Below are 22430 nucleotides of genomic sequence, written 5' to 3'. Positions count from 1 at the left end.
AGGCATTTCAAAAGTAAAATGCGCTGAATACAATCGGCCGTTGTCCCACATCAGGACAACGGCCGATCTGTATCATAAAAGAGCGCGTTGCGGGTTGCGCTAATGGCGTCAGGCTGCGCGGATCTGTCCCTGTTCAACGCAAAAGAGCGCCGCTGCTGGTTCTGCCTTGCGCAGCAGATCCACCATATGCGGCTGGCAGGTAAAGTACAGGAGCTGATGCCCCTTACTGCTGCCAGCGTCAGTCAGGTCCACAAAGGCCCTGGCCGTGCGCTCAGCCCTTTGCGGGTCAAAGTTGACCAGAACCTCATCCATAATAATGGGAAGAGGAGCGGCGTGCGCCGCATGGTTCTTGATATAGGCCAGACGCAACGCCAGATATGCCTGCTCACGCGCGCCTCTGCTGAGATTTTCAGGAGCAAGGGGTTCGCCTTGCGCGGGCAGGATATTCAGCGTCTTGTCTTCAAGAGAAGCGCTGATGCCGAGCCAGCGGCGGCCGGTAATGCGGGCAAAGATTTCTGAAGCAAGCCGGATGACTTCGGGTTGCCTTTCGCGCTCAAAGTTACGTTTGGCAGCTTCAAGAATGGCACGCGCCAGCGCCCGACGGCTCCAGTCAAAGGCCATGCGCTGCATGGCTTCTTCAAGAGCGGCAGCTTCCTGCTGCAACTGTGCCAGTTCCTCATTGTGCGACAGCGCTGCAACACCGGAGCGCAGGGTGCTCACCCTGTCACTCAATTCCTGCTCCTTGCCCTGAAGCTGGAGCAGTTCTTCGTTGATGTTTGCGCAGCGCTTTTCCTGGGCTTCCTGGCTTTCAGTTTCGAACTGGGGCAGGAATTCTTCCAGGGGGCATTGGTCCGCTGCAAGGCGCAGGGCGTCTTCAAGGTCAAGGCGGCGTTGGGCGAGGCTGCGCTGTTCTTCATGGCGCGCGGCCTGTCGCAAAAAGTCTTCGGCGTCCGTTGCTCCTGCCAGGGCGAGCAGGCTGCGTTCAGTATGCGTGGCTGAATCCAGGGCTGCCTGAGCGGCGCGCGCTTCGCTTTCAAGCTCCACCAGTTCCTGATCAAGTCCAAGACGGCGGGTCTGGGCCACAGCCATGGCTTCTGCCGCTTCCAGCGCAGCGTCCAGGCTGGCCAGCCAGTCCGGCTCATCGTCAGTGCCGGCCAGGGGGGGGCGATTCAGGTTGGCGAGATGTTGAGCCAGGGGGGCACGCAGGGCGCCCAGTTCCGTCTGGCTCTGCGCCAACTCGATACGTGCCCTTTCCAGCGCGGATTCGGCCGACAGGCAGTTTTCCATATACTTGAAAGCTTCACGCACAGTTTCAGGATCAAGATCCGTACCCAGCCCAAGCCCTTCAAGGCAGTGAGCCCACTGCGCACGCGCAGCATTCAGGCGCGCTTCGGCAGCGCGCAATTCGGCAATAGCTTCATTCTGCCGTACTTTGCAGCGCTGCCTGTCGCTTTCGGCATTTTGCAAAGCGGCCTCGGCCTTGATGCGTTGTTCACGCACGACATCAGCCTCACGGCAGGATTCCAGTATCTGATGCGCGATTTCGGCAAGAGCATCGGAAAGATTGCCGCCAGGTTGCAACTGCTGTGCGTCATTGGGCACGACCGGGAGGCGTTCCGCCACTGTGGCCATCTTGCGCATGCGTTCCTCGGTGCGCGTAAGGTCTTCTTCAAGCGCGTCGAGCTCGGCTTGGGCGGCGGCTACGCCGCTGTAGGCCAGTCTGGCGGCTTCAGCTCTGGCAAAAAAGGCCGTAGCGCCTTCCGGTGCAGGTACATTGCCCACCTTGAGAGAGAGCATGAACTCATGCCAGCGGCGTCGGGTCTGCTGCACAACGCCTTCAACTTCCTGGCACAGCGCCTGCCGCCTGCTGACCTCGGTGCGCGCGAGATCTGTAGTGCGCTTGAGGTCTTCCATATCTTTGCGGGCGCGCTCTTCATGAAAGCATTGCTCGCGTTCGCGTTCGAGCAGCACTTCCGTTGCTTCCAAAGTGATCATATCCATATTCTGCACTTGCGCTGTCCGGCAGAGCTGGCGGGCCTGTTCTTCCAGTTCAGCCACGTGGTTGGCGCAGGTTTCACGCCGGTTCTGCAGGCTGGCAAGTTCCTTTTTGCGGCGTTTGGCCTCAGGGCCATTGTGCGGCAGCCCGCCAGCCAGGAAGCCCACTCCGCAGAGCAGAATGAGATAGCCAGACCAGAGGTTTATGGGAAAATCCAAGCCTTCGTTCAGTGAAATGACAGTCAGGCCAAAGCGCCAGTATGTCAGCAGCATGCCAACGCCTGATACAAAAAAAATCAGGCCCAAAAGCAGTAATGGAAGATTTTTGATATGTTTGACAGGCGGTTCACTGTCCAGCCTTGCGTCCAGTTCATTCAGCCGCAGACTTTCCGTCTCAAGGGTGGAAGAAAGGGCGCGCAAAGAGCGCAGTGCTGCTGTTCGCCCGTCCAGGTGTTCGCGGGTGGGGCCGTTTTTGCCTCGCTGCTCCTCGCGTATAACGTCCATGCGGGCCTTGACGGAGAGCAGATGCTCCTCGGCTTGCTGCACTGCCTGGGCCGCTTCGCCAGCATGCTCCAGACGCTCCTGTACGCTGGCCGCCAGCTCAAGCGCTTCGTCCTGCCGGGCCAGCAGCGCGTCCAGTGTCGCCACCGCCCCGTTGCTGGCTTCCAGGGCTGTTCCGCCAGAAAGCTTCAGCGGAGTGAGCGCACGGGCAAAGGTGGTACGTGCTTCCTGCACGGCACGCTGGCGTAGAGGGATCTGGCGTCGGGCCTCTTCCTGGCGGGTCAGGGACTGGCGCAGCGTGTCGCGTTGGTCGTCATCCAGCGCGGCTACCGGCATCGGGAGCAGCGCCAGATTCTTTTGATGTGCATCCACTTCGCGCTCGGCGGACTCAACCTCGCGGTTGCACTGGTTCAGCGTGTCAACTGCGGCCTGGTGCGCGGATACGGAAGCCGTCATTTCGCGTGCCTGTTTTTCAAGGTCTTCGCGGGCGAAAAGTGAGCGGTCAGTCTGGCGGATGCGGTCACAACTCCAGTCCGGCCCAAGGCGCGCCAGTTCGCGGGCGAGATCCTCCTCGGCACGGCGGCAGCGGTCTTTTTGCGCGGGAAGGGCGGTCAACGCCTGCCGGTAGCCGCTTTTGCGCTCCGCCAGTCGGCGCAAAGCCGGCAATGCCTCCAACAGGGGCATATCCAGCTGCACCGCGTCACGACGCTCGCGCAAAAGATCAAGTTTTTCCCTGCGGGCGGCGAGATGACGTTCACAGCTTTCCCTGGCTTCCTGAGCGCGGGCCAGACGGGCTTGGGCGTCTTCGGGAAAAGACTCGTTAACAGGGCCGAGCCGCTCCAGGGCGGAGCGGACCATGCGCCATTCGTTCCATTGCAGCCAGACGCCCAGCCGACGTTCCAGCAAGCGCCGTTCCTCTTCCAACTGCGCCTTGTAGCCGCGCACCGCGGTCAGTTCGTCGCGTTTTTGGTCCAGTTCACGGGCGAGGTCGTCAAAACCAGCCTGTTGCTGACGCAGTTCTGCGATACGCTGGCGCAGTTCGTTGAGCTGTTTGAGGGCCAGATTGAGAGGTGGTTTGCTGCCGCCGGACTTGAAAATTTCATCATTCTGTTTCTTCAGGATATTGAGAACTTCGCCGGGGGCGCGCAAACCGGGACCAAAGCTGGCGCCATAGAGGGCATGGCGTACGCTTTCGCCGGTGAGGTTGCCCATATGTTCCAGTTCGGTAAGGCTGAAACCGAAAACATTGCGGTATACGTCCCGGCTGACGCCCGAAAGCAGGCGCCGTAAAACGTCTTCATCCAGGGGTTTGCCCTGACCGTCCGTAAGGGATACCTGTCCGTTTGCACTGCCCGGACGGCGCGTCAGCCGCAAAATCTGCGCGTCATCTGCGCGCAGGGTCAGACCTCCACCTGCCGTGCCGCCGCGCAGCGCGCCGGGAATGAGCTTGCCTTCCTTACTGTTTGGGGCCGGATAGCCCGCCAGGGTGGAACGCAAAAATTCCAGACACGTGGACTTGCCCGCTTCGTTTTCACCCAGAAAAATGGTGAGGCCGGGGCCAAGCCCCTCAACCGTTACATCGGAAAAAATGCCGAATCCGTCCATATGGAAGGACTGGATATACATCAGCGAACCTCCAGAAGGTCAGTGCAAAGGCGTTGGGCCTCCTCAAGGAGCGCCTGCATCTGGGCGTCGTCAGGCTGGGCCAGAATCTTGCGCAGCTGCCCATGGGTGAACAGGGGGGCCAGAGCCGGGCCCGCCACCTCCTGAAAAACTTCATGACTTTCACCCATGCGCTGAGCCATGCGAAGCGTTTCGCCAAGCAGATCCTCGCGTTGCAGGTACTGGGCGTGGTCCGTGGCCGGGCTCGTGTCCATGCGCAAATCCTTGACCCATACTCCTGGCGTGCCGGTGGCAAGGTGCCCAAGGCGTTCCAGGAGGTCTTCCTGGTTGCTGGCGTCGCGCAGGACGGCGTCAAGGGCAGTGCGGCCATGCAGGTTTACGCGCGCAAGCAGGGCCTCGCACCCGGGATCGGTATCACTGGCGGCCTGATCAAGGCTCTGAACCAGGTGGTTTTCCACCTGATCAATCTGGTCAATGCCGTTCAGGTCCAGATCCAGGGTGGCCCACTGCACTGGCCCAAGGCGCATGAATTCCGCGCCGCAGCGCCATGCGCAAGGGTCGGCGGACTGCTCGGCGTCGAAGTTTTCGGCACGGGCCGTGACCAGGAGACAGCCACGGGGGCCGGTCTCATTGATATGCAATCCCTGACTGTTGCCGCTGTAGGCAATAAAGGGCTCATCGCACAGGATACGGCGTTCGTGCACGTGCCCAAGCGCCCATGCGTCCAATCCGGCGTTTTTAAGGTCGTCCAGCGAGCAGGGTGCATAGCGGTCAGCCTTGCTTTCACCCTCAACAGTGCAATGCAGCACGCCGAGCTGAAAACAGTTTCGCTCGGCATCACGCCGGAACAATCGGGCCAGGTTGCGTCCTTCGCGAACTTTGGCGTGACTGATGCCATGTATCACGGCCAGAGGTTTTCCGTCTTTTTCAATGACATGGCGTTCAATTTCAGGGCCGAAGATAGTCACATTGTCGGGCCAGCGGATGGAAGAGAGCAGGGAATTGAGAGGATCATGATTGCCGTGAGCGATAAAAACGCGCACACCGGCATCACGCAGGCGCAAACAACCATCGCGCAGGCGCAGTTGTGCTTTAACACTACGATCTTCTTCATTATAAACATCGCCAGCCAGCACGAGAAAATCGGGTTTTTCTGTTTCGCACAGGCGAAAAAGCCGGTCCAGCGCTTTGAAGGTGGCTTCATGCAACAGACTGGCCAAATGGCCGCCTTGAGCGGTTTCGCGCGAAAGCCCGCGAAAAGGGGTATCCAGATGCAGATCGGCTGCGTGGATATAACGTACAACGTCCATGCGTGGCCTCACGTAGGATTGGTAATGAATAAGCACCAAACTTTAGACTTTTTCTTGACACAAGACAAGCGCACAGCAAGTTACGCAGGGCGCAGTCCTGCTAACATCGTAGTTTTCATGCAGTAAATATTTTTTGAAAAGAACAAAAGTAAAATGGAATGGAGCTAGGTTCCGTTCAGAGTGCGCAGACGTATGCACTCATTGGCCAGTCGCAGCAATTCCGGATTGTCGGGGGCTTCTTTGAGGCCGTTGCGCACATGCCCGAGAGCGCGCACATATTCTCCGGCGTTGAGCATGGCAGTGGCCATCATGGCAAAGACGGCCTGTTCATCCTTGTAGTGTTTCATGACTTCAGCGAAACAGGCGTCAGCTTCAGAGGCTCGCCCCTCGGATAGAAGTTTTTTGCCTTCCCTGAGATTGCGGTCAATGTTGAGCTTGCGTTGCAGTGTGGTTTCGTAATCTTCTTCTTCAACACTGTTTTGCATGTTTTTGTAACTATCTGAAAATAATTGCAGAAGTTCTTTTTCGTTGCCTGGCTGATAGGCAAGTGTTGCAGGCAGGATGTCTTTCAGACCAGGGTCTGCGGCCAGTTCACTGACAGTCGTACGAATGTCGCTGCGCAGGTCCGTGGGGGCAGGCTGGCCGCCCAGATCCTTGAGGGCTGTTATGGTCAGATAGAGGGCACGCATGTGGTCGCGGCGGGCGCAACTGGCTCTGGCGCGGCCAAGGTCTTCACGTATTTTGCGAACGTTCATTAATACCTCATCAAGTCGTGGAGCATTTATGCTTTAGGGATGTATCGCATTCTCTCAACATGTTGTACTGCCTGCGCAGCGCGTGCGGGCACAGCCGGATTCCGCCAACGCCCGGGGCGCATGCACGGTCGCCAAAGCGTTTTCAGCGTGAAAAATGTCGGGCACAGACCATGAAGCGGTTACGACGCCCATGACGGCATGCCAGGTCAAACATCAATGTATTCTACGCGCGTTGTCCCGAAGCAGAGTATCTTTGAAAGCATACTTTTTAAAGTTTACGATCTCTCCCTCCGCTATGGCCGTAACAGCCCGGAGAAGCAGCGCTTACGCCTTCACACCAAACACCTGCCCACGCAGGCGCCCGAATTGCTTCAAAGTGAAAGTGAAATTGCTCTTGAATGCTAGATAATAAAAGCCTGTACCGTCAAGATGTTGCAGGCATGCGTCATAACTGCGGCATTGACGGCTGAGCTGGCTGCTTGTTATCCTGTGACATTGTACGGCCAATGAATACTGTTTTTACGCAATGTTACGGCATCCTGAGCTTTGGGGCCACCCGGCTTCCGGCCTGGGCAACCCCGCAGGCGTGCGTGGGAACAGGCGCAGGCTACTAACAGAAAAAGGAAAATTATGGCGCGCATTCTTTATGGCATACACGGCACCGGGCATGGGCATGCCATGCGTGGGCTGACCATCGCCCGCCGCCTCTCCCGCCACGAATTCCTTTTTATCGCCAATGACGACGCGCCCAAAATCCTTGAGCCGGAGTTTCCTGTGCGCCGCCTGCCCAATTTGGGCACTGTGTTCAAAGATTACAAGGTGGACCTTGCGGCCACCATCAAAAAAGCCCTGCCCATCCTTTGGCATCGGCAGCGGTACGTTGATCAGGTTCTGCATCTGATTGACGAATTCAAGCCCGATGTCTGCATGACCGATCTCGAGTACTTTGTGCCTCGCGCCGCAGAAAGGGCGGGCCTGCCGTGTCTGACCCTGGATCATCAGCATGTCATCACGTGCTGCCGTCATGACCTTCCGCCGGATATGTGGTGGGACAGCTTTGTGCAAGGGCTGACGCCACGATATCTTTTTCGTCCCACATCAGAAAATCTTATTATTTCTTTCTACGCTCCGCCGGTATTGCCGCAATATAAAGCCAGAATAGCGCCGCCCATTCTGCGGGACAGCGTTTTGGCGCTGAACCCGCGTGATGACGGGCACGTGCTGGTGTACCAGAGCAATTCCACGCACCGCAAGTTGGTGGATTTTCTGCGTTCGGCCACGCGCAAAACCTGCTATGTTTTCGGATATGACCGTGAGGAAGGGCAGGAGGATAATGTCATCTTCATGCGCAAGAGCGAAGAGGGCTTTTTGCGCCTGCTGGAAGGGTGTTCATACGTCATCCAGGGGGGCGGCCATACCCTTATGGGCGAGGCCCTGTATCTTGGAAAGCCCATTCTCACCCTGCCTCTTAAAGCCATGGTGGAGCAACGCTTCAACGCATTGTACATTGAGCGGCTTGGCTATGGCATGCAGGCCGACATGCTCACGCTGGAGCCGGAGCTGCTGCGCCGCTTTGAGGCTAAACTTCCCGACTACAAGGCGGCCATCGCCAAAGGCAGCTTTTGCGGCAACGAAACCGTGTTCGGCCTGATAGACTATTTTATCCGGCACGGTTTCTTGCCTGCAACCGGCACGCCCAAAGTTGAAGAATGAGTTGAAGAAGCAGATTACAGCAAAGTAAAGTAAAACGTTAAGGCGGCCTTGTGGGCCGCCTTTTTGCTGGAGCAGTTTACGAATGAAATGAGTTAACTGCTCCGCAAGGATTTTTCTGAAAATCCTTGCCGCAAAATGCGAGTAGACAGGCTTTGCCTCCCGTACGTGAGCGTTTCAAGTGTTAATTGCTCTGACGGCAGCGTGAGCAGACGTTCGCTACGGAGGCGTAAGCGCAGTTTATCTGCGCGGTTAAACGCCGTAGTGAGCGTGCCTTAAACTTTGAGGATATATATTCTCAAAGTTACTATGCACTAGTTGTTCGCTTGCGTGAAATGCACTTTGACAACGAGGACTTCGGCGCGCGATGTGTTGCGCATGGGTGGGCCCCAGGTGCCGGTTCCTGCTGACACCACAGAATGCAGGCCTTTTTTGATCAGCAGCCCCACCGGATTTTCATACATATTTTCCACCACCCAGTGAAAAGGCCATAGCTGCCCAGAGTGCGTGTGCCCGGAAAGTTCCAGCACCGCACCCGCTATGCGCGCCTCGTCCAGCGAGGAAGGCTGATGATCCATGACAACGAGCGGCAGACCGCGATGCTCCGGCGGCAGATCTGCAAGGATTTCGTTGAGGTTTTTGCGCGGACTCCCTGAAAACATGTGGCCGCTCATGTCATCTCTGCCCGCCAGTACCAAGGCATTGTCCAGAACATGCCACTGGTCGCGCAGTACCTGCATGCCGCTGCGGCGCAGGATATCAAGGCTGTCATCAATGGAGCCGGAGATGTACTCATGGTTGCCCGGCACTGCCCAATGGCCCAGCCGGGGCTGTATGCGGGCCAGTGCCGCGGCCATGGCCTCCACGTCAACCAGAACGTGGTCGTCAAGGATGTCGCCGACGTAAAGGATGGCATCAGGTTTGTAGGGGGCCAGAAGGTCCATGGCACGCACAAGGCGCGGGGCCGTGATGATCCGCCCGAGATGCATGTCTGCCAGTACGCCGAGAACAAGGGGCGAATGCGTGTACTGCCGGGATACGGCGTTATTGGTGCGTATGGTCAGATCGTACTGCCGCACCACAGGGTAGGCGGCATTGAACCAGCTGGCGCAGCCGATGACGAGAGGCAGGCCGATAACCATCAGGGTGGCTCCCCAGCGGGGAGAAGTGGGGGGATCCGCCCACAGGCGACTTGTCAGCCCCCATATGTCCATAAGCACCACCAGGCAAAGAACGTAGAAAAGCATGCCCAGCCAGAACGCGCCTGCCCGCAGCAGCCAGATCTCAATGGCGGAATCGCCGCCCAGCTTGTACAGCAGGGGAAATGACGCGCCAAGCACAGCCACGGTGAGGCAGAGTGCCGGGCGCAGCCAGCCCGTATGGTCAAGGGCGCGCCATAGCCACCAGGCGATCCATCCATTGGCGAAGACAAGGCCAAGCCCCGTCACAACAAAAAATTTTACCATAAATGGATATGCCTTATGAAGCCCATGCGGCCAAAGCCTTGTCCAGTTCCGGACCAGGGCTGACCTTGAGATTGTTGTCCAGGTGCAGGTGGCAGACGTGTCCTTCAAGGCAGACCTGGGCGTGGGTTTCCACGGGACCAGGATGGTTTTCAAGGATGTTGCGCAACGCCAGCAAATCCTCCCGGCCCATGCGGTGGGGGGGAATCTGCACGCATACCGGGGTATCGTTGAGCCCGCAGCACTCTGCCATCAGCAGCAGACTTTGACCCAGAAGTTTGATTTCGCGGGGGGCGTCCTCGCCGTCTTCGTCCAGATCGCGGCTGTCTTCCGGCTCCTTGTCCAGTCTGGCGGTAAGGCACAACGGCTGTTCCGAATGGAGCAACTGGCGAACTTCCGCGTAACTGCGGGGGAAAAAGGTCACCTCGCCATGGCCTGTGAGGTCTTCAATGGCGGCAAAGGCCATGCGTTCGCCCTTGCTCTTGGTTATAACCTCGCGAACGCTGGTTACGAGCACGGCGCAGCGCACCTCGGCGCCGGGAAACATGTCGCGGGCGTCTTCAAGGGTTGTAAGACCAAGACGGCGGATTTCACGCAAATAGGGTTGCAGCGGGTGGCTTGTAAGAAAAAAGCCCAGAGCCTCTTTTTCGGCCCGCAGTTTGTCTTCGTCGGGCATTTCGGGCAAATCGGCTTCAGGGCAGTCGAGCCCGATGCCGGGCTGTGGCGCGCTTTCCACCGCCGGGGCCATGGCCAGCAAAGACACCTGATTGGAGTTTTTGTCCTTGGCCTTTTTTTGCGCGCGGGTGACCACCGCTTCAAGTGAGGCCAGCATGGCGGCGCGGGGCACGCCAAAGCAGTCGCAAGCGCCACCCTTGATAAGAGATTCCAGAACGCGCTTGGTGACCTTGCGCAGATTCACGCGGCAGCACAGGTCAAAGAGCGAAGCGAATTCCCCTTCCACACTGCGGGATTCCACCAATTCGCGGATGGCTTCGTCGCCCACATTCTTGATGCCGCCAAGCCCGAATACGACCTTGCCGTCATAGGCCGTAAACTCACGCTGGCTGCGGTTCACTGAAGGCTGCACAACATCAATGCCCATGTCTTTGCAGCAGGAGACGTATTTGAGCAGCTTGTCCTGATTGCCCATTTCAGAGGTGAGCAGGGCAGCCATAAACTCGACTTTAAAGTGAACCTTGAGGTAGGCGGTGTAGTAGGAAATGAGGGCATAGGCGGCAGAGTGCGACTTGTTGAAGCCATATTCCGCAAACTTTTCCATCAAGTCGAATATTTCGTTGGCTTTTTCTTCGCTGATGCCGTTTTTTGTGGCGCCGGCCACAAAGGTGACGCGCTCCTTGGCCATGGCTTCGGCCTTTTTCTTGCCCATGGCGCGGCGCAGCAGGTCGGCTCCGCCCAGCGTGTAGCTGGCGATAATCTGGGCGATCTGCATGACCTGTTCCTGGTACACGATAACGCCGTAGGTGTCGCGCAGGCAGTCGGTAAGCGAATCATGGGGGTATATGACGGGCACCTGGCCGTGCTTTCGTTTGATGAATTCGTCGACCATGCCGGAGCCGAGAGGGCCGGGGCGATAAAGCGCCAGCATGGCGATAACGTCTTCAAAGCACGTGGGCCGCAGCATGCGCAGATACTGGCGCATGCCCGAGCTTTCCACCTGAAAGACGCCATCGGTCTCGCCCCTGGCGTACAGGTCGTAGGTTTCGGCATCGGTGAGCGGCAGATTGTCCAGGTCCGGAGGGGATTGCCCCTGAAGGCTGATGTTGTCCAGGGTATCCTGAATGAGGGTCATGGTCTTGAGGCCCAGAAAGTCGAACTTCACCAGCCCGGCTTTTTCGGTCATGGGGCCGTCGAACTGCGTCACAAGTTCGCCGCGTTTGCCAAGGTAGAGGGGCAGGTATTCCTCCATGGGCCTGTCAGACACCACAAGGCCAGCGGCATGGGTGGACGCATGGCGCGCGAGCCCTTCAAGCCGGCGTGCCGTATCCAGCAGGTGCTTGACCTGCTGGTCTTCAAGGTAGAGCTTTTCCAGTTCGGGTTCGGCTTCAAGAGCCTTTTTGATGGTCATCTTGAGGTCGGCGGGCACCAGTTTGGCAATCCGGTCGGTTTCGGCAAAGCTCATGCCCAGCGCACGGCCCACGTCACGCACCACGCCCTTGGCCTTCATGGTGCCAAAGGTGGTGATTTGCGCCACTGAACCCTCACCATAGGTTTCAACCATATGCCTGATGACGTCGCCCCTACGCCGTTCACAGAAGTCAACGTCGATATCGGGCAGGGATACGCGCTCGCTGTTCAAAAAGCGTTCGAACAGCAGGTTGTAGGGGATGGGGTCAAGGTTGGTGATGCGCAAGGCCCATGCCACCAGTGACCCGGCGGCTGATCCGCGCCCCGGCCCCACAGGAATATTGTTGTTTTTTGCCCAGTTGATGAATTCCTGCACGATAAGGAAGTAGCTTGGAAAACCCATTTCCAGAATGACGCGCAGTTCGTACTGCAGGCGTTCACGGTACAGGTCGGCGTTGATGGAAGCCCGGTCCGGGTGCTTTTCCAGCCTTTTCTCAAGACCCTCTTCTGCCAGACGACGGAATTCCGATTCCATGCTGGCCCCTTCGGGCAGCTGATACACAGGGAAGTAATGGTTGCCGAAGTCCAGAGCCACATTGCATTCCTCGGCGATGCGCATGGTGTTGGACAGCGCTTCGGGCACATGACTGAATGATTTTTCCATTTCTTCAATGGACTTGTAGTACAATTCATGGGTGCCGAACTTCATGCGCTTGGGGTCATCCATGGTGGTCTGCGTCTGTATGCAGAGCAGAACTTCATGGGCTTCGGCGTCGTCTGCGCCAAGGTAGTGGCAGTCGTTGGTGGCCACCAGGGGCACTTTGCAGGTTTCGGCCAGATCCATAAGGGCAATATTAGCTTTTTCCTGTTCTTTCAGACCGTTGGATTGCAGTTCAAGGTAAAACCGCCCTGGATAGATGCTGGCGTACTCCAGGGTGAGCTTTTTGGCGAGATCCATATTGTCGGCCAAAATGGCACGGGGAATTTCGCCGGCGATGCAGGCTGAAAGGCAGGTAAGCCCTTCGGAATATTTGCGCAGCAGGGCCTTGTCCACGCGGGGTTTGTAGTAAAAACCCTCAAGAAAGCCATGGCTTACCAGTTTGACAAGATTGTGGTAGCCCGTTTTATTTTGGGCCAGTAAAATTAGATGGTTACGCTTGCGGGCCAGCGGAGATTCCGTTTTTTTGTCCGTATGGTCATGGCAGACGTAGACCTCGCAGCCAAATATGGGCTTGATGCCGAAGTCCTTGCAGCCCTGGTAAAAGTAGGCTGCGCCAAAAAGATTGCCATGGTCTGTGATGGCGCAGGCGGGCATGCCGAAATCTTTGGCGCGGGCGCAAAGATCCTTGATGCGTATGGCGCCGTCCAGAAGGCTGTACTCGGTATGGCAATGCAAATGAACGAAATCGGACATGAAAGCTCCGGAAATGCTATAAAAAGAGTGGATTGAAGCGTGTGGCGCGGGGGACCGCAGGCGCGCAGCGAGTGTGAACGGTCTTTATAGCAAATGAGTCACCATGGCTCAAGCGGTTGTCAGGAGTGGGAGGCTCGGCGCATTGCCTTGCGTTCAGGCAGGGCGTATAAAAAAGTCATGGAAACGAATACGGTAAACGTGTGCGATATCAGCGCGCATGAAAAATGGTTTGCGGCATATGCTGCCAGCAAGTGTGCGGTGGAGTCAGCCAACCCCCATGGCGATGTGGGGCCCATGCATCTGAAGGTACGGCATAGCATGGCTGTATTGGAGAATGCCAGACGAATGGTTGCCTGCGAGAATTTTATTCCCGTGCAACTGCGTGTCTGCCTGCTTGCGGCGCTGTATCATGATGTCGGACGGTTTGAGCAGTATTTGCGGTTTCATACCTTCAAGGACAGGGATTCGTGCGATCACGGCCAGATGGGTGTGCGCGTCCTCAAGCAGGAAAAGCGCCTCAATGATGAACCCCCTCTTGTGCGCAAAGCTGTGCTGGCTGCGGTGGCGCTGCACAACCGTTTCGCATTGCCCAGGGGGTTGCCTGAACTGACGGCAATAGCCGCCCATGTTGTGCGCGATGCCGATAAGCTGGATATTCTGCGCGTCATGGATGAACATTTGAGCGGCCCAGGCCCGTATAACCCCACAGTTGTGCTGAGCCTGCCCGACGCGCCCGGCGTCTACAGCGAGGCTGTGCTGCGGGCGGCGCGTGAGGGGAGAGTGGCGGCCTATGCGGACCTGCGCAGCGTCAATGATTTTCGCCTTCTGCTGGGAACCTGGTTTTTCGACATGCATTTTGCCTCAAGTCGCCGTCAGTTTGTGGAGGACGGCCATGCCTTGAACCTCTTGCGTGGTCTGCCCACGAACGCTCCGTATGGACAGGCCAGACAGGCGATGCTTGAAAAACTAGAGCAATTTCATAATGAAATTGCTCTGGCGGATGCGGGAGCAGACGCCCGCCACGGAGGCGTAAGTGCAATTTATTTGCGCGGTTAAACGCCGAAGTGAGCGTGCCTCAAACTTTGAAAATGTATATTTTCGAAGTTAATCTGCTCTAGGAGCGCTGCGTGACGCGACATCATCCTGAAGCTGTGCCCGTGGTGAACACCCTGCCCGAAACCTGGCCTGAAGCCCAACCCGCAGCATGGCCTGAAGGCCGGCCCTTGCACGAGGCTGACAAAGAAATGAGCGCCTTGCATAGTGGCCAACCCGCATGGGCGGTCTTGGCGGATATTCCCGCCCCCCCGCGTTTTTTTCCGGCAGCCGCGCTTGCGGCCAGGATTCCCTGGCCTGCTGGAGCCCTTTCCGCACCGCTCAATCCTGCTCCTGAATCCCTGTACAGCATGTTTGGCGCTCCACGGCCGCTTTTGCGCATGGCGTACAGGCTTTTTTATCTTTCACTACCGCAAGGCGAGGCTCTCCTGAGTCTTGCCCTCGCTGCCGCATGCGAGGTGCTGGTGGCGGATTTCAAATGTGCCGAGCGAAATCTGGAGTTGCCCTGTGCTGCCGCCGCAGCGTGCCTGCGGGGAATGTGCGGGGCACGGGGCACGTCATTTATGCGCGCTGGCGGACTTGAGGGCATGGTTCACCGTTTGGGGCTGACGGTTTCAGAGCGTCATATCCTTCTTGGCGGGGCGGCGGTTTTGCTGCGGTTGCACGCAGCGCGCTGATATTACAGCAACTGCACACGGAACAGCGCGTCCGAAGCGCTCAGTCGCAGAAAGCTGTGGGCTGGCGGCTTGCGCGTGAGCGCGCCGTCACTGACCCGTTGGCGTCGGGAGATAGTGCCGGGCGTGCGATGGCGGGGTTGGATTTGTGCCGGGTTGGGAACCCCCTTGCACGGCTCACTGACCCGCTGGCGTCGTGGGGGTGGCCGAAGCCCCGGGAGCAGGCGCGGTACGGCCGTCACTGCCGGGTGCGTCGGGCGAAAGCAGGTTTTCGGGCACAACGCCGGGCCCAGGCACGGTAAGCGTTTCGGGATTGATGCTGTACCATGCAAACCACATGGAATAGCCCCCGAAGTATTCCGGCATGGACGCACCCTTCATGTTGCCTTCAATGGCCGCGCCTGTTGAGGGGTCCCATATGCTGCGGGTCTTCAGATCCATAATCTTGCCGTAGCGGCTGATGAACAGGAACGGTTCGGCCCATATCTGGCGGTTGAACACGCGCACCACGTTAAGCTTGGGATCGTGCGTGGCCAGCAGAGCGTGCGGCCCTGCAAAAAAATTCACCGCGCCTTTTTTCTTCACATAGGCCACATCAATGGCCAGCAAGTAGCCTTCATATTCCAGACACAGCATGTGGGCCTTGCGTGGAAAGCGTTTGTCCATTCGCTGAACGGGGTAGATGAGCCTGTCGTTGTCGTAATAGTTTCCCTTGCGCAGATAATTGCCGTAAGGATCGCGGCCGTAAGGGCGGGTTCCGGCAGGCTTGCTCATAACCGGCGCATTGGGATACACGCTGCGGGCCGCGCCCCAGTTTGTCCAGAATACGGGAAGGGTGGGCAGGCCTCTGCCCATAAGGGGGCCGTCAAAAGCCATACCTGTTTCCTGCAGCCACAGGCTGCCAGAATTTCTGTCAATGAGCACGCTGTTGCCGTCGTAAAGGCGGCCTTCAACGTCAAAAATAAGATTAAGACCGCCCATGGAGGCATTGTAGGCCATCAGCGTGCCGGTGGTGGGGCAGTAGGTGATGGCATAGGCCACATCATCAACCACCTCGTTGACCACCTGATGCCAGACCATGAACCGTTGCGGGTAGATGTGCGGCCCATTGGGCAGCATGACCACAAAGACCACTTCTTCGGCACTGGTGTTGAGGTCGGCGTCCATGACGCGGTCATAGCGGGGTCTGTACAGCGAGGGGATAGCGCCATATGAGACGCCGGTTTCCACCAGTTTACCCGTAATGGCCGCCAGTTCTTCCATACTTTTAGGACGGGCCTGCGCTTCGGGCAGGCAGACGAGCAGCATCAGCAACGGCAGAAAGAGCCGGAGGAATATGTGGGAAAGCGCGAGGCGCTTCAAGCGGACGGGGGATTTTTTTGCCATAACCATACGTTTTTCCTGACGCAGCGCTCATTGACGCCCGGCTGCCTGTACGGCGGGGATGCAAGGGCTTGGCGCAAGGCCAGGGGGCGTATGCTCCGGCCCGCTGTCAATGCAGATCCTTTTCCTTGCGGTGCGTGGGCAGGTAGTCGCTGTAGATGTAGTCGCGCAAGGCTTGAGGCCAGGGGCGGGGTTTTTTGCCAAGGAATGCGCTCAGCTTGCTGTTATCCAGTACTGAAAATGCCGGGCGTCGCGCCTTTTGCGGCCACTGGCTTGAATCAATGGGCACAACCCGGCAGGAAGCCGCCGCCAGCGCAATGGATTCACACGCCAGCTCACACCAGCTGGCCTGACCGCTATTGACGGCGTGCCAAAGGCCTGTGGCCTGTTTTTCAGCCAGCGCGGCGCTCCATTGGGCCAGATCCATACTGTAGGTTGGTGAACCTACCTGATCATACACAACATTGATGGCGTCCCGTTTCACACAGGCCGCCACAATGGTATCCACAAAATTTTTGCGTCCCGGTCCGAAAAGCCATGCCGTGCGCAGTACACAGGAACGTTCAGGCAGGCCGCGCAGCACAGCCTGTTCGCCTTCCAGCTTGGTGCGGCCATATACGGACTGCGGGTGCACTTCATCGTTTTCTGTCAGGGGCGTTTCGCCATGACCGGAAAAGACAAAGTCTGTGCTGTAATGGATCAGGCGGCCATGCGCGAGCGTATGAAGAATGTGCGCCAGCGCGTCCGGCAAGGCCCGGTTAAGCTCACAGGCGGCTTCAGCATCGTCTTCGGCGGCGTCCACCGCCGTATAGCCCACGGCGTTAAAAACCACATCGGCGCGAACCGTGTTCAGGCGGGACTGCAGGAAATTAAAATCCAGCAAGTTGCCGTCCTGCCGTCCCAATGTCTCAATCTGCCAGCCCCGTGCCGTGAGTACATGCACAAGAGCCTGCCCCAGCAGACCGGTTGCGCCACCCAAAATCAGCGCCTTTGCCATTCTGACCCCCCCATGCGACATGCCCCGCTTTTTGTGTGGGTATGTGATCTCATGTTGCGGCCACTGTATCTTTGCGGGGCGTGTGGGTCAATATGGAACACTTATGAGATGATTCAGCGCCGCGCCTTCTTGCCACCATGCTGCAAGTAACGTACAAATGAGCCCCATGAGACGTGCGATTTTATTGGTAGCTTTTGGCGCAAGCAGCGCTCAGGGGCAAAATGCCCTCAAAGGATTTGACGCTCTGGTGCGCCAGCATTACCCCGGAATTCCCGTGCGTTGGGCCTATACCTCGCTTCTATTGCGCGAACGCCTGGCCCAGGCCCGGCAGAAGAGCGATTCCGTCCGTAAAGCTTTACAGCGTCTTTCTTTCGAACGTTTTACGCATGTGGCGGTACAGCCCTTGCAAACCATTCCGGGGCGCGAGCATGGCGAGGTGTGCGCGGCTGTGGATGAAGCCATGTCCCGGGACAGGCTGTGCTGCCAGGTAGGGGTGCCCCTGCTTGCCACGGAAGAAGGCCTGCATGCAACGACACAGGCTATTTTGCGCCATCTGCCCCCTGAACGGACAGCCGGGGAAGACGTGGTTTTTATGGGCCACGGAGCCGAACATCAGGCTGTGTCCCGTTATGCGGATCTGGCGCAGGCCGTGTATGCGCTTGACCCGCACGTGCACGTGGGGGCCATGAACGGCGCTGTGCTGCTTGAAGATATTTTACCCCGTCTGACGTCTGAGCGCGTGTGGCTCATGCCTTTGCTTTCCGTTGTGGGCAATCATGCCCTCAAGGATATGGCGGGCCAGGGCGGCACGTCCTGGCGCAGCAGGGTTGAGGCATTGGGGCACCAGTGTGTTCCCGTGTTGAAAGGTACGGCGGAATACGCCGGTTTTGCTGAAATATGGTTGCGGCATCTGGATCATGCCGCCCAAACCTGTTTCGAATTTGCATGAGGTGATCTATGCGTGGAATGTTGATGACTGTGTTGCTTTTGGCCCTTATGCTTTTCGGTTGTGGGGCTGCCAGCAGCAGCGGCGGTTCCGGGGGCGCCGTAAACCTGTCGCCCTCGGTGCAGAACGGCAATGCCAACCAGTATAATCCCTATATGCACCAGAGTACGCCCAATCTTCGCGAGGCTACGTCTGACAGTGCGGATATGCTCAAAAAACTGGGCGGGGGTGTGCCGACCATTGAGGGTGAGGCGGGCCATCGGCCCCAATGGAAGTGCGAAATATATCCTGTGGTTTTTGGCACGGCCACCGCGCCGCATGAAATTCTTGTACTGCTCGACTTTGCCGCTCCCCAGAGCGAAAAGGTCTGGCAGGCCGTGGTGGAGGCCAGCCGTTCGCTTTCACCCCAGCAGTGTAAGATCGTCGTTTTCGCCAACAGCAAGGAATACTACGGCACGGACCTTATGGGGCTTGCCATCTGGATCAGCCATTCCCGTCCCGGCCAGGCAATGCCGTATCTGACGTATGCTCTCGGCCAGTGGAACAAGGTCAAGGCAGAGCAGAAAAGCACCCGTGGCAAGGCGGTGCCTTTCCAGAACGAATATGACGCCACGGCCAAAAACACGGACTACCCCATCCATTATGCCTATTTTTCACACCTGCGTCCGCCCGTGCCTGCCAGTCAGGAACTGAGCGTGGCCAAGTATTGCTATGACGCCGGCAACGTAAACCTGTATCAGGCCGAGCAAATCAGCAAATACTACGGAATCAAGAACCTGCCTGCCGTTGTTGTGGACGGGCAGCACCTTTCTTCCGTCTCTGCGGGCAGCATTCTGAAAGCGTTGCAGTAGGAACGCAAAAAAGATCGCCGTTGCGCTTCGCACCGGTTTTACGACAGGTCATTACGGCAAGATCTCATGTACAAAAAGCCCGCTCTCACGAGCGGGCTTTTTGCGGAACTAGAGCATTTTAACTTTGAAAAAGAGTAAATGCTCTAACGCTGCGCGAAAGTGCAGCGCGCCACAACGTGGCGTGGATTCAGCCGAAAATCACATTTTCCGGCTGAATGAAAACTTTGAAATGTGAAGCATTTCAAAGTTAATCTGCTCTAGAGCATTTAACTCTTGAAATGCTCGTGTACGGCAGGCAAAAGCCTGCCCGCCCGCATTTCGTGGCAAGGGTTTTCCTGAAAATCCTTGCAGAGCAGTTAACTCATTTCATTCGTAAATTGCTCTAACGGCCAGTTTGCAGCCTGAAAAATTCCAATGGCGGTGCTGCGGGAATCATTCGTGCGGCTGCCAGCTTGTCGTAAAAAAGCTTCAGGCCGCGCTGTTCTTCCTCACCGAGGCTGTAGACAAGCCCATTGCTGTAGTAGAAGGTCAGTTCATCCCTGTTCAGCGGGCAGCCGTGTCCTGTAAGATCAAGTATCACGTCCATATGGGCCAGGCCCCAGTCCCGCCCCTGGCGCAGGAGTTCTCCCGGATCAGTGGAAAAAAGGCCTGCATCGGCGGCAGCCCTGCTTACCACCCAGAGGCCGAAAATAAAGGGCAGGCCTGTCCAGTCGCGCCATGCTTCAGCCATATCAAGGCGGTAGGGGTAGTCGGCATGGTTGCGCAGGCGCAACGCCTCGTCACCTATGGCCAAAAAGGCTGCAGGTGGATTGTCGCCGCGCAGAGCGGGCGTGACCTGCCCTGTGCTGTATGTGACGTTGAGTTTGTAGCGGTCCTGCATGAGCAGGCGCAACAGGGCCACAGAGGTATGCGTTTCGCCGCTGATCAGAATTTCCTGCCCGTCCAGTTGGTCCAGGGGGACGCGCGAAAGCAGAAGAACGCTCATGACCGGGCCGCGTGAGCCTATGGAAAGATCCTCCACGAGGTAATAGCGTTCCGGTCGGCAGGCATATTCGAAGCAGGATGTGGACGACACGTGCAGTTCGCCGCGGGCCATCATGTTGTTGAGCAGGGCGGGCGGGCCCGATACCAGCTCAAAGTCGTGGGGCAGGATGCCCGCTTCAAGCGGATGATAGACAGGAAGAACGTTAAGATAGCCGATACGGCCCATGCGCAGCGTAGGCCGCTGTTTGGGACTGGTCATGACGACAACCTTGTTGCAGGGTGGGCGTTATTTGCCTGAGCAAAAAAGGGGAAGCCCTTTGACAAAATGCACTGCAAGGACCGCACCCGGACGAACGGCCGTGATGTGGATATTTCGTCCGGGTGCGCCTTTATGAATCTCTTATCTTTATACTGAAGGCTGGGGTTCCACGGGCCTGTAGTCCATGGTGCGTTGCACCGGCGTAAACCCGGCGGCACGGATGACCTTGTGAATATCGGCCCGGCTCATCTGAAAAGATACTCCGGCCGCGGCCACGACGTTTTCTTCGATCATCAGCGATCCAAAATCGTTGGCGCCGTAGAAAAGGGCCAGTTGGGCAACGTGGGGGCCCATGGTCACCCACGACGCCTGGATGTTGACGATGTTATCAAGCACCAGGCGCGAGACGGCAAGCAGACGCAAATAGGCGGGCGCGGGCAGCGGATCAACCTGAATGCGCGTATGCGCGGGCTGGAAGGTCCAGGGAATAAAGGCCGTGAACCCATGCGTTTTGTCCTGTACCTCACGTACCGCAAAAAGGTGGTCAAGCCGGTGGGCCGGGGATTCTTCGTGCCCGAACATCATTGTGGCCGTGGTGCGCAGGCCCAGCTTGTGGGCTTCTTCCATAACGCCAAGCCACTGTTCAGCCGTACATTTATTGGGCGAAACCTGGGCCCTGACGCCGGTATGCAGGATTTCCGCGCCGCCGCCGGGCAAAGAATGCAGCCCGGCATCTTTCAGACGGCGCAGCACTTCCGGCACGGAAAAATTGAATTTTTCGGCCCAAAAGAAGATTTCCGGCGGCGAAAAGGCGTGAATGTGCAGTTGCGGCCATGTCTGCCGCAGCCAGCGCAGGAGGTCTTCGTACCATTCAAGGGGCAGGTCAGGGTGATGCCCCCCCTGAAGGAGAATCTGCGTTCCGCCGAGAGCCAGGGTTTCTTCCACCTTTTGGGCCATTTCTTCCCGGCTGATGACGTAGCAGTCTTCATGATCCGGCGCGCGGAAAAAGGCGCAGAACCGGCAGGCGCAGACGCATACGTTGGAATAGTTGATATTGCGGTCGCCGACGTAGGTGACAACGGGTTCAGGATGCATTCGCAGGCGCATGCCATGCGCCAGTTGCGCCAACGTGTGAAGGCTGGCCTTGTAGTACAGGGCTTCAGCGGCTGAGCGGTCAAGCCTTTGGCCGCTGGCTGCCAGCGCCGCCGCCTCGCGAACATCGGCAAATGCCGGGCTTTCTTCCTCAAAGGGGCTGTGTGCGGGGGTAAAGGTGCTCACTGGCGCGCCTCCGGGCTGTCTGTGTCATTCACAATGTTGAAAGTGGCGTTACGGCGTACGGGTGTAAAGCCGGAGGCGCGTATAAGATGCTCCAGTTCGGCAATCGTCATGCCCTGGGCGGACTGGGCCCCGGCCATATGGCCGATGCGCTCTTCAATGATTGTGCCGTCCAGATCGTCCGCGCCGTACCAGAGGGCCACAGGCGCCAGCTTGGGCCCCATCATTATCCAGTAGGCCTTGAGGTGGGGAATATTGTCCAGCATAAGGCGCGAAACAGCCACGGTGCGCAGCTGATCAAGACCCCGCTGCGGGCCGACCTTGTCTTCGGGCAGCTTGAGGAGGCTGTTGGCCGTCAGGAAGGGCAGGGGAATAAAGCAGGTGAATCCTCCACTTTTGTCCTGCTGCTCGCGCAGACGGCAAAGATGGTCGACACGATGCTCATAGGTCTCAAGGTGCCCAAAAAGCATGGTGCAGTTGGTTTTGATGCCCAGGCTGTGCGCTTCGCCCGAAATGCGCAGCCATGCGGCGGCGTCCGCCTTGTGCGGGCAGATTTTGGGGCGCAGTTCTTCATCAAAAATTTCCGCGCCGCCGCCGGGCATCATGACGAGGCCGGCGGCTTGCAGCCTGCGGAGGACTTCAAGGGAACTGATGCCCTCAAGGCGCGAAAAATGCTCGATTTCCACGGCTGTAAAAGCTTTTACCGGCAGATCTGGATTAAAGGCCCGCACCGCGCGTATCATGTCCTCAAACCAGGACAGGGGGCGCGTGGGATGGCAACCACCCACAATATGGAGCTCATCCAGTTGCAGGGGGGTGGCATCGGCAGTACGCAGGCGGGCCATCACATCGTCGAGGCTCAGGGCAAACGCGCCTGGGTCGCTTTCGGCATCGCGCCGGAAAGCGCAGAACGTACAGCCGTTGACGCAAACATTGGTGTAGTTGATCTGCCTGTTTACCACATAAAAAGCCTTATGCCCGTGCAGGCGGCAGCGCACGTGCAGGGCAAGGGCTCCCACGGCGGTAATGTCGGGGCAGCGGAACAGGGCAAGGCCGTCGTCAAAGCTCAGGCGTTGCCCGGCAAGCACTTTTTCATGGATGGACGAAAGGCCCAGTGCGGCGTAGTATGCAGCGTCTAACATGATGAAATCC

15 protein-coding genes are annotated in these 22430 nt (G+C 57.9%); 5 read left to right on the top strand and 10 right to left on the bottom strand.

The features are described 5' to 3' along the window. Window positions 1-108 precede the first annotated feature (108 nt). The 3 genes from ACZ5DH_RS06450 to ACZ5DH_RS06440 all read right to left on the bottom strand — a co-directional run bounded on the left by ACZ5DH_RS06450 (window position 109) and on the right by ACZ5DH_RS06440 (window position 6184). Window positions 109-4122: an AAA family ATPase gene (locus ACZ5DH_RS06450; protein ID WP_464256262.1), complete on the bottom strand. Its 4014-nt coding sequence runs from the start codon at window positions 4120-4122 to the stop codon at window positions 109-111. Next, the gene (locus ACZ5DH_RS06445) at window positions 4122-5429 is read right to left on the bottom strand and encodes a metallophosphoesterase family protein (RefSeq protein WP_464256261.1); all 1308 of its coding nucleotides are present in this window, start codon (window positions 5427-5429) and stop codon (window positions 4122-4124) included. The genes ACZ5DH_RS06450 and ACZ5DH_RS06445 overlap by 1 nt, the downstream gene beginning before the upstream one ends. Before the next feature lie 164 nt (window positions 5430-5593). Continuing rightward, window positions 5594-6184: a tetratricopeptide repeat protein gene (locus ACZ5DH_RS06440; RefSeq protein WP_464256260.1), complete on the bottom strand. Its 591-nt coding sequence runs from the start codon at window positions 6182-6184 to the stop codon at window positions 5594-5596. A 630-nt stretch (window positions 6185-6814) separates the two neighbouring features. Here ACZ5DH_RS06440 and ACZ5DH_RS06435 point away from each other — a divergent pair. Next, window positions 6815-7897, top strand: coding sequence for a glycosyltransferase family protein (locus ACZ5DH_RS06435; protein WP_464256259.1), 1083 nt, complete (start codon window positions 6815-6817; stop codon window positions 7895-7897). A 311-nt stretch (window positions 7898-8208) separates the two neighbouring features. Here ACZ5DH_RS06435 and ACZ5DH_RS06430 read toward each other — a convergent pair whose 3' ends face one another. After that, window positions 8209-9360 carry a metallophosphoesterase gene (locus tag ACZ5DH_RS06430; RefSeq protein ID WP_464256258.1) on the bottom strand — a complete coding sequence of 384 codons (1152 nt, stop codon included), beginning with the start codon at window positions 9358-9360 and terminating at the stop codon, window positions 8209-8211. A gap of 13 nt (window positions 9361-9373) precedes the next feature. Next, the gene (gene dnaE / locus ACZ5DH_RS06425) at window positions 9374-12856 is read right to left on the bottom strand and encodes a DNA polymerase III subunit alpha (RefSeq protein ID WP_464256257.1); all 3483 of its coding nucleotides are present in this window, start codon (window positions 12854-12856) and stop codon (window positions 9374-9376) included. A gap of 318 nt (window positions 12857-13174) precedes the next feature. On the opposite strand from dnaE, the gene ACZ5DH_RS06420 reads away from it, so the two are divergent. Next, complete coding sequence (locus tag ACZ5DH_RS06420) at window positions 13175-13912, top strand: HD domain-containing protein (protein WP_464256256.1); 738 nt, start codon at window positions 13175-13177, stop codon at window positions 13910-13912. A 71-nt stretch (window positions 13913-13983) separates the two neighbouring features. After that, a complete protein-coding gene (locus ACZ5DH_RS06415; RefSeq protein WP_464256255.1) occupies window positions 13984-14586 on the top strand; it encodes a hypothetical protein in 603 nt (200 codons plus the stop codon). A 174-nt stretch (window positions 14587-14760) separates the two neighbouring features. Here ACZ5DH_RS06415 and ACZ5DH_RS06410 read toward each other — a convergent pair whose 3' ends face one another. Together ACZ5DH_RS06410 and rfbD are read right to left on the bottom strand one after the other, a co-directional pair. Continuing rightward, window positions 14761-15969, bottom strand: coding sequence for a DUF3179 domain-containing protein (locus ACZ5DH_RS06410; protein ID WP_464256254.1), 1209 nt, complete (start codon window positions 15967-15969; stop codon window positions 14761-14763). A 106-nt stretch (window positions 15970-16075) separates the two neighbouring features. Continuing rightward, window positions 16076-16963: a dTDP-4-dehydrorhamnose reductase gene (rfbD, locus tag ACZ5DH_RS06405; protein ID WP_464256253.1), complete on the bottom strand. Its 888-nt coding sequence runs from the start codon at window positions 16961-16963 to the stop codon at window positions 16076-16078. Between the two features lie 166 nt (window positions 16964-17129). On the opposite strand from rfbD, the gene ACZ5DH_RS06400 reads away from it, so the two are divergent. Continuing rightward, window positions 17130-17912, top strand: a complete 783-nt coding sequence (locus ACZ5DH_RS06400; RefSeq protein ID WP_464256252.1) for a sirohydrochlorin cobaltochelatase — start codon at window positions 17130-17132, stop codon at window positions 17910-17912. Window positions 17913-17935: 23 nt separating this feature from the next. Beyond that, window positions 17936-18760, top strand: coding sequence for a hypothetical protein (locus ACZ5DH_RS06395; protein ID WP_464256251.1), 825 nt, complete (start codon window positions 17936-17938; stop codon window positions 18758-18760). 382 nt (window positions 18761-19142) lie between these two features. On the opposite strand, the gene ACZ5DH_RS06390 is transcribed toward ACZ5DH_RS06395, so the two are convergent. The 3 genes from ACZ5DH_RS06390 to mqnE form a co-directional block, all read right to left on the bottom strand. Continuing rightward, window positions 19143-20003 carry a menaquinone biosynthesis protein gene (locus ACZ5DH_RS06390; protein WP_464256250.1) on the bottom strand — a complete coding sequence of 287 codons (861 nt, stop codon included), beginning with the start codon at window positions 20001-20003 and terminating at the stop codon, window positions 19143-19145. A gap of 147 nt (window positions 20004-20150) precedes the next feature. Beyond that, on the bottom strand, window positions 20151-21281 hold the full coding sequence (gene mqnC, locus ACZ5DH_RS06385) for a cyclic dehypoxanthinyl futalosine synthase (RefSeq protein WP_464256249.1): 1131 nt from the start codon (window positions 21279-21281) through the stop codon (window positions 20151-20153). Continuing rightward, a complete protein-coding gene (mqnE, locus tag ACZ5DH_RS06380; protein ID WP_464256248.1) occupies window positions 21278-22420 on the bottom strand; it encodes an aminofutalosine synthase MqnE in 1143 nt (380 codons plus the stop codon). Before mqnE ends, mqnC begins: the two co-directional genes overlap by 4 nt. Window positions 22421-22430: the final 10 nt, after the last annotated feature.

The sequence above is a fragment of the Desulfovibrio simplex genome (assembly GCF_055387835.1).
This window is presented reverse-complemented; position numbering and strand designations above follow the sequence as displayed.